The organism is Paenibacillus sp. FSL R5-0527, from assembly GCF_038008055.1.
Lineage (GTDB): Bacteria > Bacillota > Bacilli > Paenibacillales > Paenibacillaceae > Fontibacillus > Fontibacillus macerans.
Genome location: NZ_JBBOYI010000001.1, coordinates 1,364,247 through 1,379,735 on the forward strand (window position 1 = coordinate 1,364,247; position 15,489 = coordinate 1,379,735).

Sequence of the window (15,489 nt, forward strand, 5' to 3'; positions counted from 1 at the left end):
GGATGCCGGTGCTGACCTTGTTTTGGCTGGCGCTGCTTGGCGGGGCTGCAGCCGTGTTCTTTTTGCAGTGCCTGCTGGTTCTGAAAATGAAAGTGGATGCCGCGTACCTGTTTGCTTTCTGCATCTACTTCGACCTGTTCGGCTACTTTTACAAGCTCTTGGCGCCGGGGCAAGCGCTCGTGCTGCTGATCGCGCTTCCGCTTTTGCCGGTGCTCGCCGCCCTGTTTCATAGGCCTACTTCAGCGCGAGATATTTTCCGGGATCCCGGGGTTTGGCTTTGGGCGATTTTTTTCGTTTACGCGCTGGTCTCGCTGGCCTGGACGCCATCCGATTCGGCGGGCCTGACGAAAGAAATCGTGCTGTTTGCCCACGGCGTGATCCCGGCGGCATACATTTACGTTGTTTATAAAAAATACGGCAAGTTCTCCTGGACCGCCGTCGCCTGGGTTGGGCTGGCGTTTGCCGCCGCCCATTTGCTGCTGGGCGAATACTCGGGGGAATATCCCGGCAGGCTGACGCTGCCCGGCGGCAACCCGATCTTCCACGCGCGGGCTTCGCTGATGACGGCAACCGTTTGTTTGTGGGCGAAGCCGATACCGCTGCCGCTCCGGTTGACGGCGCTGGCGGCGGCGCTCGTTTCGGCCTTTGCCACGCAGTCGCGCGGTCCGGTGGTCGTATTCGCGGCGGCCAACGCCGTCATGTTCGCCGTGTGGCTGATCCGGAAATACCGCAATAAACGGTTCGGACTGTCCCGGCTGCTGGTGCCGCTGCTGCTCCTGTTCCCTCTGGCCGGCGCGGCCTTGTCCGCTTACGGACCGCAGCTTGCCCAGTGGATCGGCGGCAGCCGGTTTATGGTGCTTTTCGACGTCAATCAGCTCTTTGGCGACGATAACTACATCGGGCGGCTGGAGCTGCAGGCGAAGGCGCTGGAAAAGTTTGCGGCATCGCCCTTTTTCGGGGCCGGGCTGGGGAGTGTGACGCAACCGCTGGCCCGGGATTTTCCGCACAATATCGTGCTGGAAATCGCCGCCGAAGGGGGAATCGTCGGGCTGACGTTATGGACCTTCGCCGTTTTATTCGCATTGGGGGCGGCCGTCGGACGGTCGCCGCTGCTTGCCGTCCTGCTGCTGCAGACGGCCGGGTACGCGCTCGTGAGCGGGGACTTCGGATTCAACTACGAATACGTCGTGATCGCGTTTACCGCCCTGGCGCTTATGCCGCAAAGACAACCGAAAGGAGCCGTTATTACGCTATGAAAATCCTGTTTCTGATCACCGGGTTTGACTATGCCGGCGCGGAAAGCCAGGTCGTCCTGCTGTGCCGGGATTTGCGGGCCAGAGGCTGCGAAGTCAGGCTCGTCACGATGATTCCGCCGGTCGCGTACCTTGATGAATTGCGCGATCTTGGCGTGGAGGTGCGCTCGCTGAACATGAAGAAAGGCGTCCCCGATCCCCGCGCCATTTTCCGCCTGGCGAGGATCATCCGGGAAATGCGGCCGGACGTCGTCCACAGCCACCTGGTCCACGCCAACCTGCTGGCCCGGGCCGCCCGCTTGTTCGTGCGGATTCCGTTCTTGATTTGCTCCGCCCACAATATAAATGAGGGGGGAAGATGGCGGGAATTGCTGTACCGGCTCAGCGACCCGCTCGGCGATTTGCTGACGAACGTCAGCCGGGAGGCGGTCGAACAATATATTAAACGGAAAATTGCGCCCCGCCGCAAAATCGTTCTGATGGAAAACGGGATCGATCTTAGCCGGTTTGCAAGGGATGAGCGGGAGTGCGCGCGGATACGCGCCGAGATGGACATCTGCGGCTCGCCGAAGCCGTTCGTTTGGCTGGCCGCCGGGCGTTTTGTCCCGGAGAAAGATTACCCGGCCATGCTGCTCGCCTTCGCGAAGGTGCTGCAGGCTTATCCGCACAGCCGCCTGTGGATCGCCGGAATCGGCCCGGAGCGGCCGCGCGCCGGACAATTGGCCGTGAAGCTGGGGATCGAAGACCGGGTGCGGTTTCTCGGCATTCGCACCGACATCCCCGCACTGATGAACGCGGCCGACGGTTACGTGCTTTCCTCCAAATGGGAAGGATTGCCCATCGTGCTGCTGGAGGCCGCCGCCAGCGGTCTGCCGATCGTCGCCACCCGCGTCGGCGGAAACGCGGAGGCCGTGCAGGACGGTGTGAGCGGCTATATCGTTGAACCGGAGGCTCCCGATGAGCTCGCCGGAGCGATGGAGCGCATCATGGCCCTGGCCCCGGAAGACCGGGAGGAGATGGGCGAGCGCGGCCGGGCCCATGTGGCGGAGCATTACGAGATCGGGCGCGTCGCGGCGAAATGGGCGGAGCTTTACGGCCAAGCCGCAGGACGGAGCCTGGCGCCCGCGGAAGCGGCGCTCGGAAGCGGGGTGGGGGAAGGATGAGCGGCAAAGCGGCTTATGTCGCGACCGTTTACGCCCACTTGGCCGCGTTCCACCTGCCGTTTATGCGGGATTTGGAAAGCCGCGGCTTTGAGGTGCACGCCTATGCGGCTCCCGATCACTGCCGCGACGAATTACTTGGGGCGGGCTTTGTCTGCCGCGATCTTCCGTTCAGCCGCCGGCCGCTTACGTCCGGCAACTTCAAGGCGCTGCTTGAACTCGCGAAATGGATGCGGCGTGAGCGGTACGAGTTGGTCCACGTCCATACCCCGAACGCCGGCGTCATCTGCCGGCTGGCGGCGGCTTGGGCCGGCGGCGGCAAGGTTCTGTACACCGCGCACGGGTTCCACTTTTACAGCGGCGCGCCGTGGCGGAATTGGCTGCTTTATTATCCGCTGGAGCGCTTGATGGCTCGTTTTACGGACGTGCTGATTACGATCAACCGGGAGGATTACGAACGCGCCGCCCGTTTTCCGGTTCGCGGAAAGGCTGCGTATTTGCCGGGCGTCGGCGTCGATCTTGGGGAGTTTGCCCCGGCTTCCGCCGCCGAGGCGGCGCGGCTGCGCCGGGAGCTGGGCCTTGCGCCGGGCGACTTTGCGATTTTTTGCATCGCCGAGCTGAACGGCAACAAAAACCAGCGGCAGCTGCTCGAGGCTTTGCGGGAGCTGCGCGGGCGGGCGGTTCCCGCCGTCCTGCTGCTGGCGGGAACCGGCGGCCGGGAGCGCCATTATCGGCAGCTTGCGGAGGATCTCGGACTGCGGGAAGCGGTTCGTTTCCTCGGTTACCGCAAGGATATTCCGCAGCTGCTTCAGGCCGCCGACGTGCTGGCGCTTTCGTCCCGCCGGGAAGGGCTGCCGCGCGCGCTGCTCGAAGGCCTGGCGGCAGGCAAACCGCTGGTGGCCACGGACGTGCGGGGCAGCCGGGATTTGGCCGTCCCGGGGCACAACGGCTATCTCGTTCCGGTAGGGGACGCCCGGGCCGCCGCGGAGGCCTTGGCCGAGCTGTATGAGCATCCCGGGCTGCGGCGGCGGATGGGCGCAGCCAGCCGGATGCTGGCCGCGGAGTACGATCTGGATAGGGTGCGCCGGGAACTGGCCGGAATTTATGCTGAAGCGGAAGGGAAAGAGAAAGGGAGAGGGGATGTCCGCGTCCCCGCGCGGCATGATGCGCAGCCGCTGCGGACCGGCGCCGGGGAAAAGGAGGGGAGCCTTTGATTAAACTGTATCGGAGCAGGGGAATGAAGGTGGTGTTATGGCTGCTGGACGGCCTGATGGTTTATGCCGGCTGTTTGCTTGCCGAGCGGCTGCTGGTGCTGGCGGGCAGAGCCTTCCCGCTTGGAGCGGTCCAGGAGGCCTTTTTCCGCAATGCCCCGTGGCTTGTGTTGTTTACGATCGTGACGTACTACTTTTTTAATTTGTATGATTTGGCCGGGCGGCGCAAACCATCGCAGTTTTTGTTCAATCTCGTATTGGCCCAGCTGTTTATCGCGGCCGAACTGATCGTTTTCGGGTATGGGACGCGGTCGTTCTTTTTGCCGCCGTGGCTGCTGTTTGCGACTTTTTTTGTACAACTGCTGCTGTCGTTTGGTCTGCGGCTGCTGCTGTTTTTTGTACAGAGTCAGGGCATCGGCCGCAAACGGACGTTGGTCGTCGTCGGCCCCGGCTCGCCTTCGGACTTGACCACGCTGCACAAAATCATGCTCAAAGGCAAACCTTGGTTTCACATTGAACGGATCATCCAAAGTGCCGAGGCGGGGGAGAGGCTGCCGGAGCACGTCTGGACGGGCATCGAAGCGCTGATCGTCGGCCCCGGTCTGCCTTCCCCGGCGAAAGCGGAATGGGTCCGACTGGCCGGGCGGAGAAATGTGGAGGTCGTCATGATTCCGGACTTCTATGAGCTGTATTTGGCCGATGCCGAGCCGCAGCAAATCGACGATCTGCTTGTCTATTCGCTGATGCCGCCGCATCTTTCGCTGCCGGAGCGGCTCGTCAAGCGCCTGTTCGACCTGCTGGTCTCCGGGCTGCTGCTGCTGGCGGCCTCCCCCGTCATGCTGTTCATGTTTGCGGCGATTCCGCTAACGTCCAAAGGCAAAGCGCTGTATGTGCAGGAGCGCGTCGGGCTTGCGGAAAAGCCTTTCCCGCTCTATAAATTCCGCAGCATGGTGGAGGACGCCGAGGGGATGACCGGCCCCGTGCTGGCGGGGCGGGACGATCCCCGGATCACGCGGCTGGGCCGGTTTATGCGGTCTACCCGCATCGACGAGCTGCCGCAGCTGTTCAACGTGCTGCTCGGGCAGATGAGCCTGGTTGGCCCCCGGCCGGAGCGGGCGTTTTTCATCAACCGGTTCAAGGAGGAGCTGCCCCACTATACATACCGCATGATGGTCAAACCCGGGCTGACCGGTTACGCCCAGGTGATGGCCGGCTATGCGACCACGCCGTCCGACAAGCTTCGCTACGATTTGATGTACATCAAACGATACTCGCTGCTGCTCGATATCCAGATTTTGTTCCAGACGATCCGGGTCATTCTTCAGCGCGAGCAGGCAAAGGGGGTGGAGCAACCGGCGCCGTCGCCAGCTCCGTTGCCGGCGGCGCCGCCGCCTATGGCTTCGTCCTCATCGTTTGAGGGAACTTCATAGGCCGCCGCCGCGGCGCCCGCCATCGAGGACCCCGCATCGTCCCATACCACAGAGGAGAAGGTTTGCGGCGGGCTAAAGAAAAACAACCGCTAAACGCCCGGTTTGGCTTTATTGCGCCAGCGATTGGCGCTTTTTTGTTGTTGAGACTAGCCTGACTCAACCCGGATCGGCGCTTGGCGGTTGGCTCCTGGAACGGCGAAGAAGACCAACCGTCGGCTGCAAAATAGCGGCACTTTATGTACTTATTATCCGGAGCCAGGCCTGTTCATTCCCAATAGCGGCAATTTGTGTACTTATTTTCCAGGTATGGTTCAAAACGCGGGCATTTCCTTGCGACGGGGGGAAATAACGACATAAAATGCCTCTATTGCATTCAAACAGACGGATATCGCCGGAATAGCAACACTTTTTGCCCTTATGTTCTAAGTTTCTCGCTGGAGTTTCTCGGGCAGCCCGGTTTTTGCAGGTTGAGTTTGAGTTTGAGTCGTCTTCTCCTCTTTTTCCGGCAGAGGCTTGGTTGGCTGCGCATTTAAAAAAAGCCGCAGCAAACTCCCCAGGCGGTGTTTCTCGTAAGCGCTCTCTCTTGATGTTTCTGAAATGATGCTTTATGCTGGGGTAGGTATTGAACTTAATTGAAGAGGTGATCGCGCATGGCTTTTCAGGCGAAGAGTACATTTATTAACCTGCCGGTAAAAGATTTGCAGAAAACGATGGATTTCTTCGGAAAAATCGGATTTGAATTCAACTTGCAATTTACGGACGACAAAGCTACCTGCATGATCATCAACGACACCACCTACGCCATGCTGCTCGTGGAGCCTTATTTCCAAACATTCATCAAAAAAGAGCTGGCCGATGCGGCGAAAACCTGCGAAGTGCTTGTTTCCCTGGCCGCCGACAGCCGCGAACAGGTGGACGAAATCGTCAATAAAGCCTTTGCCGCCGGGGCAGTCCCGTCGAGTGATCCGCAGGATTACGGCTTTATGTACCAGTGGGGTTTTCAGGACATAAACGGGCATATATGGGAAGTTTTCCATATGGCCGATCCTTCGTCCAACCAAGCGTAACCGGCGCAGGTGTAAACGAGATTAAGCATTGTTCACCTTTTGAGATAATACGGTATTAAAAAGTTGAGCGGCCGACGGGAAAGTCGGCCGCTTTTTCGTTCGTTCCGCCTTTTCGCCCAAGCCGCCAGCTATTCCGGGGGTTCCGCGATATTGCTGTCTGCGATGCTATTGTCCGCGATATTATTGTCCGCAATTTTCCCCGTTCCTTTGCGCTTTACCGTTTCCGCCTTCGCCTCTGGGGACAGGCGGATTCCCTTTTCCACCTGGCTGATCGTGTTCCCGGTGATGCGAAAGCGGCGGACCTCGCCCAGGCGGATTCCGCTCGTATTTTGCCGGAAAGCCGCGGTGCCGCCGGAAATTTTGTTGTTTTCGATGACGAGATCATGCAGCGGCCCGGCATCGGCTTCAATCGCCGCGTAGTAGCTGCCCGTTCCGCCGATCGAATTGCCCGACACGGTCACATGGCTGGCATAAACGGAAATGGCCGAATACATATCCTGCGGAAGCGGATCGTCCGGCGGAAACAAGTAGCGGTTATCGCCAGAAAAAGAATTGGTTATACGGTTGCGGGTGACGGTTACCCCCGGTGCGGAGATTTTTATCCCCCGTTTGGCGGCGTGGTGGATGAGGTTGCCTTCGATGACGGAGCGGGATAATGGCGATTCGGCGGGCGGCTTGTCAAAAAATATTCCATCCGCGTCCTCCCGCGGCGTAATATGCGAAATGACGTTGCCGGTGATGTTGACGAACCGGGCAAACGGCTTGCCGGGTTCGCTCCAGACCATGATCCCGCGCGCCACCGGTGGATGGTGGGCCGCTGCGATGCCGGTAATCATGCAGCCTTGGATTGTGATCTGTTCGGTGCCGCCATAAATCATCAGGCCGGAAACAACGGAGTTGAAAAGCGGGCTTTGCGGATCGTCCGAAGGGCCGAAATGCCGAATGACGCTGCCGGTGATCCGTACGTCGGACGAGCCGGTATGGATGCCGATGCCGCGGTTGAGGCGGTAACCGCCGTCGATAACCAGACCTTCCAGGCGGATGTCCCGGCCGGCAATTTCGATGGCTTCGAAGCCGTGTCCGGCATCGGGCGCGGCGGTGAATTTCAGCACCGGACTCCCCTGTCCGCGTACGGACACATGGCTGCCGAGCGGCAGCGGTTGATCCGGCCGCAGCAGGTAGGTTCCCGCCGGAACGATCACTTCGGCGCCGCGTCTTGAGTCAGCGGCCAAGCGCAGCGTTCGCCGAAACGCCTCGGTATCGTCGGCGATACCGTCTCCTTTGGCTCCGGCATCTTTGACGTTCAATACGGCCGTAGGCGCAGTGAACGTTGCTTGCAGGCGGCAGATCGCCGGCGCCAGGCAAACGGCCAGGCCAAGCAGCGCCAACACGGCCAATTTCGTATTCCATCGCGGCCGTTTGCTTCGGCGGCTGAACCGGCCCGGCTTGCCCCCGTTCCCGAAAGGCATCGCTTAATCCCCCAAAACTTCGCCGGACATTTGCTTCCAGGCCGCCATATCCGGCATCCAATAATACAGATCGGTCTTCACGAGCGGATCGTAGGCTTTGCCGCTGTTGCCCGGAAACTGAGTATAGCCGATGTCGGCGGCATCGATATTTTTGGCCATCCAGGCGAGGCTGATCATATCGCTTTTGGTGAGATTTGTGTCGAGGACGTCCTTCATCGCCTGGTTGGCCAAGGCGGGCAGCCGGGACAGGTTGTCGGGGACGAGCAGCTTTTGCGCGATCGCTTTGAGCACCAGCGCCTGGTTTTGCTGGCGGGCGTTGTCCCCGTCCGGCAGCGATTTGCGCTCCCGGACGAAGCGAAGCGCCGTTTGGCCGTCCCAATGCTGGTTTCCGGCGGGCAGCGTCAAATGGTGATAGGTCAGCCGGACGGGGGAAGCGAGCTCAATGTCAATGCCGCCGATCGTGTCGACGAAATGCTCGAACCCCGCAAAATCGGTTTTGACGTAATAGTTGATGGAGCATCCGCAAAGATTGCTAACCGCTTGGATCGCCGCTTCGGTGCCGGCGTGAGCGCTTTTGCCGCGCGCTTCCGCCATCGCGTGGGCGTGGTTGATTTTGGTCAGGCCGATGCCCGGCAGGCGGACCCGGGTGTCCCTGGGGATCGACAACAGATGGACGGAACCGTTTCTTGGATTGACGTGAACCAGCATCAGCACATCGGTCCGGGAGGCTTCTGCGGCTCGTGCATCCGTCGCCAGCAGCAGGATGTTGAAGCTGCCGGCCGCTTTTTTAACGGCCCCTTCGTTTTGGGCGTTTCCTTCGTTGCCGCCAAGGCCGCCGGCTTCCGGGCCGCCATCTGTGCCGGAACGGCCTGCGTTAGGATATGCGCCTTCGTTCGCTTCCGCTTCCGGGACGGACGAAGGCGAAGCCAACACCGGGATATCGGCGCTGCGAAAATGCCGGGACGGCTCGAATTTCAAGTACAGCCATAGCATGCTTCCGCACAGGACAAGCACCAGCATGAATATCGATATGACCAGTTTTTTGGGTGTTTTCATAGTTCCTCTCCATCTCCGGAATAGGTATAATTGCGGTCTTTTTTGCTAGCTTCATAGCAGTATATTTGCCATTGGCGCCTTCTATTCTATGGGTGCGGGAAAAAGGCGGGGAAAACTGCGCCGCACGAGTTGGCGAGCCGGTCTGCGATTGCCGGTCTGCGATTATCCGGCACCGCGGAGTATATTCCGGAAATTGCTGACATATGGTGTTTGAGACAGTGAAATCTGGCGGAAAACCGTGGAATGGGAGAGTCGGAACAATGAAAGTGTTAGTAACTGGGGGAGCGGGATTTATTGGGCGGCATACGGTAGAACTTCTTGTGGCGCAAGGAGACCAAGTGGTGGTGGTCGACCGGGCCGCGGCGGTCAGGAACCTGGGCAGGGACAAGTCGGTGACCGTGTATCAGCTGGATATCGTGTCGGAGGAGCTGGAGCATGTTTTTGCCTTAGAACGGCCGGACTCCGTCATTCACCTCGCGGCGCAGATCAGCGTCCAACGCTCCTTGCAAAAACCGCTGGACGATGCGGAAACGAACATTATGGGGACGATCCGGCTCCTTCAGCTGTGCGCGCGTTACGAGGTGCGGAAAATCATCTACGCTTCATCCGCAGCGGTTTACGGCAATCCGCGGGAGGTTCCCGTCAAGGAAACGCATGCGACGGAGCCGTTGTCCTGTTACGGCGTCTCCAAGCTGGTCGCGGAAATGTACATCCAGTCTTTTGCCGGGCGGTACAATTTGGATTATTCCATTCTCCGGTATGCCAACGTCTACGGAATACGCGAAATCCGGAACGGGGAGGACGGGGTGCTCACGGCGTTCGTGGAACGCATGATAGCGGGGCTGCCGCTCGAAGTGTACGGGGACGGCAGCCAGACGCGCGACTTTATTTATGTAAAGGATGTGGCGGCGGCCAACGCGGCGGCGCTGCGCACCGGGTCCCGGCAGGTCATGAACATCAGCAGCGGCACCGGGATTTCCCTCCTGGAAGCCGTCGACGTTCTCAGGGAGCTGAGCGGGAGAAACGTATCGCCGCAGCACCGCCCCCCGCAATCGGGCGATATCGAGCATAGCGTGCTGGATAACGGCAAAGCCCGCGACGTGTTGTGGTGGCAGCCGGCTTACTCGTTTTATGCCGGGCTGCGGGAAATGGTGGAGTTCGAAGCGGAAGCGCGCAAAAACCCGCTGCTAGTTCAACGCGTCGGCACCGCCGCCGAGGATGGCGCCGAGTATACCGAAACTTCGGTTGGCTGACTGTTGGGAAAAGACGTCTTTTTGCTAGCTTGGTTGTTTAATCGTTCATATGCCGAGAGCTGACCCGCCGTCTTGAGTGGAAATATCCAATGGAATTAAAATTTGCCGGTAAATATAGCCGCTGGATTGGATATTTCCAATAAGATCTCAAAATGGCGCGCACTTTCCGTCAACCTAATTGGAATTTTCCAAAGGACCTTACCTTGGCAGTCCGGCTCGGCGGCGATGTGAGCATGAAATGGATATCGGCGCCAAGGCAACAAAGCGGCCGTTCTCCGGAATAGCAACCGGGGAGGCCGCCTTTCTATGCGATGAGTGACGATGCACGGATAGAAATGGCGCCGGATCCGCCACGGTTATGGTATGATGATTTTATCGGTGAATGAGTTGATATACATGTTCTGAAGAGCCGGTTCCAGTTATAAAATAATGGAGGTTATTGGCGTGAAACCAGATGCAAGCCAGGGGAAAGCGATTGGCGCGAAATCCAATGGTTCCGCTTACATATACAGCTCGTTAAAGCTTTGGCTGTCCTGCCTGGTCGAACTGGGGCTGCTGCTCCCGGTTTGGCTCGCCGCTCAGGCCTATTTGCTGGGGCCGGGGGAGGCGGTTTGGCTGGGAGTGCTGCCGCTGGCATCGCTAGGGGGCGTGCTGCTCCGCAACCGGCTGCGCAGGGTGTGGCAGCGGTGGGCCGCCGCCTTGCTGCTGGGAGCGGTGCTTGCCCTGGCAGCGGTTTGGGCAGGCGCCGGCGCCTGGGCAGAGGCTTGGACCGGGACATGGACCGGCGCGGTCGCCAACGCGGATGCTGGTGCTACTACTAATGTCAATGCCATTGTTGGCACTGGTACCGGCGGGGCTGCGGCCGCGGGTTCCATCGCTGGCCCGGCCAAGCCCATGGCCCTCGCGCTTGCGATGGTGCGCGCCGGCTTCTGGATTGCCGCCGGCGCGTTCAGCTGCCTCCAGGGGCTTACGGCCGCTTTGCGGATCGGCAATTTTCGCCTGTACTGGTCCGGCATCGCCGTATACTTTGTCGCCGGCATCGCCTTCCCGCGCATCCCCGGGCTCGAAGGAACGGTCCCGCTGCTCACCTGGTCGGGGGCGGCCTGCCTGGCGCTGGCCTTGTTCGTTACGAACGACAGCCTCCTGCGCTACAGCTTTCTGTCCGGCGATCCAGCGGAGCGGCTTCCCGGCGGCTTGAAACGCCATAACCGCCTGTTCATCGGCGTTATCGTCATCGTCGCCCTGGCGCTGGCGGCCGGGGCGGGCGGGTGGCTCGGCCGCCAGCTGTGGGGCATGGTGAAAACGTTTGTCCAATGGCTGGCCCGCCCGGGGAAGCAGGAGCCGCCGCCGGAACAAGCGGTGGAGCTGCCGCCCATGCAGCCGATGCTGCCGGCGGCGGAGGCGCACGAGCCGGGAATCTGGTCGCGGCTGTTGGACATCGCTTTTTATTCCATCGGCATCCTTGCCCTTGCGGCAGCCCTTGGTTTCGGCTTGTATTGGCTTTACCGGAACGCGGGCGGAGTATGGCGCCGGGCGATCGACCGCCTGCTGGATTTGCTGCGCCGGGAGAAGGCCGTGGAGGAAAACGCCGCCTACCGCGACGAGGAAGTCCGTATTTTCACATGGGAAGCTGCGCTCAAAAAGTGGAAAAAAGCGGGCGCGGCCCTGCTCCGTCCCGGAAAAGCCGAACGCTGGGAAGAGCTGCGGGACAATCGGGAGAGAGTCCGCTATTTGTACCGTCGCATGCTGCAGGCGGAGCGTAAAGGCGGGTATCGGATCAAACTGCATCTTACGCCCTATGAAACGGCCTTGGATATTAGGCGGGAGCGCGCCGCAAAAACGGGACGCGGCAAGGCGGCGGGCAAGGTGAAGGAGAAAGCGGAAATGCCGGGCTACGCCAGCAAGCTGGCCGCGGCCGCGGCGGAGGCGGAGGCCGCCAAGGCCGCAAGGGAGGCCGTATTCGTCAAACCCGCGGCTGCCGGCGAGGGCGCAAAGCCTGCCGAGCCTGAAAAATCGTTTGCAGCCCGCGCGGCCGATGGGCCGGGACCGGCGCCGCTGGCGGCAGCCGGCGTCAAGGAACTGCAAAATACGGGGCCGGGCCTCCTTGTCCGCTTGTACTATAAAGTCCGTTACGGCGATGAAATGCCCCGGGATGATGAAGTGGCCGAAGTCCGGCGGCAGCTTCCGTGAGTCTAAGCTTCAAAGCCTTCCTCCCGAAGAAACCGAAAAGGCTGCCCGCAAGTTTTGGTTAACCTGCGGACAGCCTTTTTTTATCCTAAAGCGATCCGGCTCCCGATTATCCGGCTATCTGGCCTCTACCACGGCCCTTTTTACGATTTCCAGCTTGCGGAACCGGTGCGGTTCTTTTTCCAGCAGCTTAAAGGTCAAATCCTCGTGCTCCAGCGTTTCGCCGACGTCCATGCCGGGGTTCATCCCGAACAGCCAGCCGCCGATCGTATCGACTTCCTCGGTGCTAAGATCGGTGAGCAGCAGCTCGTTAATCTGGTTAACCGTTACCGTTCCCTGGGCGATGACATGCGTGTCGCTGAGCTGCACGACCGGCTCTTCTTCCTCTTTATCGAATTCGTCGCGGATTTCCCCGACGATTTCCTCGAGAATGTCCTCAATCGTTACCAGTCCGGCCGTACCCCCGTATTCGTCGATCAGAATGGCGATGTGAGTGCCTTCCTGCTGCATTTTTTTGAGCAGCTCGTTGACCGGAATCACTTCCGAGACGGCCATGACCGGCTGCAGGATCGAAGCGATATCCAGATTCGGGTTGCTCTCGTGGGCGAGGAAAAACTGTTTCGTATTGATGATCCCGATGACGTTGTCTTTGCTTCCTTCGACGACAGGGAATCGGGTGTATTGCTGCTCTTTGATAATTTCGAGATTTTCCTGCCGCGACTTGTCTGTATATAAGCACACCATGTCGGTGCGGGGGACCATAATTTCTTTGGCCAGCAAGTTGTCGAAGGCAAAAATCCGGCTTACGTAGCCGTATTCGCTTTGATTGATTTTGCCGCTTTCAAAGCTTTCATTAATGATGATTTGCAGCTCTTCCTCGGAGTGGGCCTCTTCGTGCTCGGAAGCCGGCTTGATGCCGAACAAGCGCACGAGCTGGTTCGCCGATCCGTTCAAGGCCCAAATAAACGGGCGCATGATTTTGGTAAACAGGATCAACGGTTTGGCCGTAAGCAAGGCGATTTCCTCGGATTTGCGGATGGCCATCGTTTTTGGCGCCAGTTCACCCACAACGACGTGCAAATAAGTGATAACTACAAAAGCGATGATAAAAGATAGCGCACTGCTTAGTGTATCAGGTACATGGAGGCTGTGGAACAGCGGATGCAGTATCTTCTCCACCGTAGGCTCCCCGAGCCACCCGAGTCCGAGCGCGGTGATCGTAATCCCCAATTGGCAGGCGGATAGATAGCCGTCCAGATGGGTCGTTACCGTTTTGACCGCGAGCGCGTTTTTGCGTCCCTCGGCGATCAATTGATCCACCCTGCTGCCCCGAACACGAACAATCGCAAACTCTACCGCCACGAAAAATGCCGTTAAAGCGATAAGGATTACGACCAATACCAAATTCAACACCAAAAGCCTGTCACTGTCCATTCTTTGCATCTACTCCTTATGATTTAAAATAAAATAAATTACTTTACTATTATACAATATGATCCGGAAGCAATGCTAATCAGCGTTGTTTAGATGTAAAGAGGGATTTTCGAGAAATGTTCGTGTTTTGCGAATTTTATGATGGTATTAAAAATAAAAAACATTATAAATACTTCAAAAACCGAATAATAAAAAGAAATTTCCCTTGACTTATACGTTTGTTTCTCATATACTCGGATTGTTGCTGGAAACCGAATATGTTAATATTTTGATTTCGTATATCCCCGGTAATACGGATCGGGGGTCTCTACAAGGAACCCTAAATTCCTGGCTACGAATAGGAGCTTTCGCATACCTATTGGATAGCCGGGATTTTTTGTTTTTTCCGGGTTTGTTCGCCCGTTGACTATCATTCCTATCAGGAGGAAGCAGATGAGTAAATACGATGCAATTGTGGTTGGGGCCGGGCCGGCGGGGATTTTTGCCTGTTATGAACTGACGCGGAAGGCGCCTCACTGGAAGGTGCTTCTGGTGGATAAGGGGCACGATATTTACCGCCGCCGCTGTCCGATTTTGGAGGAGAAAATTACGCTGTGCCCGCCTCCGGCCGGGAAAAAAGAGTACGCCGGCTGCCTGCCGGCCTGTTCGATCACGGCCGGGTTTGGCGGAGCGGGAGCGTACAGCGACGGAAAGTTCAACATTACGACCGAATTCGGCGGTTGGCTGAGCGATTATATCGCTCCTTCCCAAGTGCTGGAGCTGATCAAATACGTCGATGCGATCAATTTGGAGCACGGCGCCACGACGAACATCACCGACCCGCTGACCGAAGCGGTGCGCGGAATCGAGCAGCGCGGATACGCCGCGGGGCTGAAGCTGCTGCGGGCGCAGGTCCGCCATTTGGGGACGGAACAAAACCTCGAAATTCTGAAATCGATCTACGAGTATTTGAACACCCGGATCGATATGATGTTCAAGGCCGAGGTGGAGGACCTGATCACGGTTAAATCCGACGAGGGCCATCAAGTTCGCGGAATTCAGCTTAAATCGGGGGAGACGCACGAGGCCGATCTGGTCATGGTCGCTCCCGGCCGGGACGGCTCCGCCTGGTTGACGGACATTTTGAAGAAACGCCGCTTGAAAATGACCAACAACCAGGTGGATGTCGGGGTGCGCGTGGAAACGTCGGACGTGGTCATGCGCGAGATTAACGAGCATCTGTACGAAGGGAAATTCATTTACAACACTTCGGTCGGCACGCGGGTGCGCACGTTTTGCAGCAATCCGTCCGGGCATGTGGTCGTCGAAAACCACAGCGGGGTTATGGCCGCCAACGGCCATTCGTTTAAAGACCCTGCGCTCGGTTCGCAAAACACGAACTTTGCCCTGCTCGTTTCGCACAAGTTTACCGAACCGTTCGATAAGCCCAACGAATATGCGCGGGAGATTTGCCAGCGGGCCAACGACCTGTCCAATGGCGGAGTCATCGTGCAAAAATACGGCGACATTCTCCGGGGCCGCCGCTCTACCGCCGGCCGCATTGCCGAAGGCTTTCTCGAGCCGACGCTCAAAGAGGCCGTGCCGGGCGACCTTGGCCTCGTGCTGCCGTACAATACGATGAAAAGCCTGATCGAAATGGTCGAAGCGCTCGATAAAGTAACGCCGGGGATCGCCTCCGAGCATACGCTGTTTTACGGCGTGGAAGCGAAGTTTTATTCCGCCCGCCCGAAGCTGACCGAGTCGCTGGAAACGGAAATCGGCGGCTTATTCTGCGGCGGCGACGGAGCGGGCATCACCCGCGGGCTGGCTCAGGCCGGCGCGGCGGGCGTTTGGATCGCGCGCGGCATGCTGGAAAAGGCGGGGGGTTAGAAACGCAGCTTTCGGGCTTCTTCGCTAAACGAAATGCAATAGGGCTGTCCTGAAGGCCATATGTATGGTCTTTGGGACAGCCCTTTTTCGGCGCGGCGCG

Annotated in this window: 11 protein-coding genes and 1 riboswitch; of the genes, 8 read left to right on the forward strand and 3 right to left on the reverse strand. The window is 58.8% G+C overall.

Features of this window, described 5'->3' with window-relative positions:
• The first annotated feature begins 2 nt into the window (after window positions 1-2).
• From NYE69_RS06035 to NYE69_RS06055, 5 genes are all read left to right on the forward strand, one after another.
• Entirely contained in the window at window positions 3-1,256 is a 1,254-nt protein-coding gene (locus NYE69_RS06035; RefSeq protein ID WP_340925121.1) for an O-antigen ligase family protein, read from the forward strand.
• Window positions 1,253-2,416 carry a glycosyltransferase gene (locus NYE69_RS06040; protein WP_340925123.1) on the forward strand — a complete coding sequence of 388 codons (1,164 nt, stop codon included), beginning with the start codon at window positions 1,253-1,255 and terminating at the stop codon, window positions 2,414-2,416. Before NYE69_RS06035 ends, NYE69_RS06040 begins: the two co-directional genes overlap by 4 nt.
• Entirely contained in the window at window positions 2,413-3,627 is a 1,215-nt protein-coding gene (locus tag NYE69_RS06045) for a glycosyltransferase family 4 protein (protein WP_340925125.1), read from the forward strand. Before NYE69_RS06040 ends, NYE69_RS06045 begins: the two co-directional genes overlap by 4 nt.
• A complete protein-coding gene (locus NYE69_RS06050; protein ID WP_340925126.1) occupies window positions 3,624-5,054 on the forward strand; it encodes a sugar transferase in 1,431 nt (476 codons plus the stop codon). The genes NYE69_RS06045 and NYE69_RS06050 overlap by 4 nt, the downstream gene beginning before the upstream one ends.
• A 650-nt stretch (window positions 5,055-5,704) precedes the next feature.
• Complete coding sequence (locus tag NYE69_RS06055; protein WP_328272041.1) at window positions 5,705-6,121, forward strand: VOC family protein; 417 nt, start codon at window positions 5,705-5,707, stop codon at window positions 6,119-6,121.
• A gap of 128 nt (window positions 6,122-6,249) precedes the next feature.
• On the opposite strand, the gene NYE69_RS06060 is transcribed toward NYE69_RS06055, so the two are convergent.
• Window positions 6,250-7,590: a right-handed parallel beta-helix repeat-containing protein gene (locus NYE69_RS06060; RefSeq protein WP_340925130.1), complete on the reverse strand. Its 1,341-nt coding sequence runs from the start codon at window positions 7,588-7,590 to the stop codon at window positions 6,250-6,252.
• Between the two features lie 3 nt (window positions 7,591-7,593).
• Window positions 7,594-8,646, reverse strand: a complete 1,053-nt coding sequence (locus NYE69_RS06065; protein WP_328272039.1) for an LCP family protein — start codon at window positions 8,644-8,646, stop codon at window positions 7,594-7,596.
• A 260-nt stretch (window positions 8,647-8,906) separates the two neighbouring features.
• Here NYE69_RS06065 and NYE69_RS06070 point away from each other — a divergent pair, with 260 nt between their 5' ends.
• Window positions 8,907-9,899 carry an NAD-dependent epimerase/dehydratase family protein gene (locus tag NYE69_RS06070; RefSeq protein ID WP_340925134.1) on the forward strand — a complete coding sequence of 331 codons (993 nt, stop codon included), beginning with the start codon at window positions 8,907-8,909 and terminating at the stop codon, window positions 9,897-9,899.
• 444 nt (window positions 9,900-10,343) lie between these two features.
• A complete protein-coding gene (locus NYE69_RS06075) occupies window positions 10,344-12,089 on the forward strand; it encodes a hypothetical protein (RefSeq protein WP_340925135.1) in 1,746 nt (581 codons plus the stop codon).
• A 114-nt stretch (window positions 12,090-12,203) separates the two neighbouring features.
• On the opposite strand, the gene NYE69_RS06080 is transcribed toward NYE69_RS06075, so the two are convergent.
• A complete protein-coding gene (locus NYE69_RS06080; protein WP_340925137.1) occupies window positions 12,204-13,520 on the reverse strand; it encodes a hemolysin family protein in 1,317 nt (438 codons plus the stop codon).
• A 254-nt stretch (window positions 13,521-13,774) separates the two neighbouring features.
• Window positions 13,775-13,874, forward strand: a riboswitch (purine riboswitch).
• A 78-nt stretch (window positions 13,875-13,952) separates the two neighbouring features.
• Between NYE69_RS06080 and NYE69_RS06085 the strand changes: the two genes are divergently transcribed.
• Window positions 13,953-15,389 (forward strand): NAD(P)/FAD-dependent oxidoreductase, encoded by a 1,437-nt coding sequence (locus tag NYE69_RS06085; protein WP_340925138.1) that lies wholly within the window; start codon window positions 13,953-13,955, stop codon window positions 15,387-15,389.
• Window positions 15,390-15,489 lie beyond the last annotated feature (100 nt).

Coding starts and splice junctions, on each gene's coding strand:
- NYE69_RS06080 (WP_340925137.1), bottom strand. CDS start 13,520: ATGGACAGTGACAGGCTTTTGGTGTTGAATTTGGTATTGGTCGTAATC.
- NYE69_RS06055 (WP_328272041.1), top strand. CDS start 5,705: ATGGCTTTTCAGGCGAAGAGTACATTTATTAACCTGCCGGTAAAAGAT.
- NYE69_RS06085 (WP_340925138.1), top strand. CDS start 13,953: ATGAGTAAATACGATGCAATTGTGGTTGGGGCCGGGCCGGCGGGGATT.
- NYE69_RS06060 (WP_340925130.1), bottom strand. CDS start 7,590: ATGCCTTTCGGGAACGGGGGCAAGCCGGGCCGGTTCAGCCGCCGAAGC.
- NYE69_RS06040 (WP_340925123.1), top strand. CDS start 1,253: ATGAAAATCCTGTTTCTGATCACCGGGTTTGACTATGCCGGCGCGGAA.
- NYE69_RS06045 (WP_340925125.1), top strand. CDS start 2,413: ATGAGCGGCAAAGCGGCTTATGTCGCGACCGTTTACGCCCACTTGGCC.
- NYE69_RS06070 (WP_340925134.1), top strand. CDS start 8,907: ATGAAAGTGTTAGTAACTGGGGGAGCGGGATTTATTGGGCGGCATACG.
- NYE69_RS06065 (WP_328272039.1), bottom strand. CDS start 8,646: ATGAAAACACCCAAAAAACTGGTCATATCGATATTCATGCTGGTGCTT.
- NYE69_RS06035 (WP_340925121.1), top strand. CDS start 3: ATGCCGGTGCTGACCTTGTTTTGGCTGGCGCTGCTTGGCGGGGCTGCA.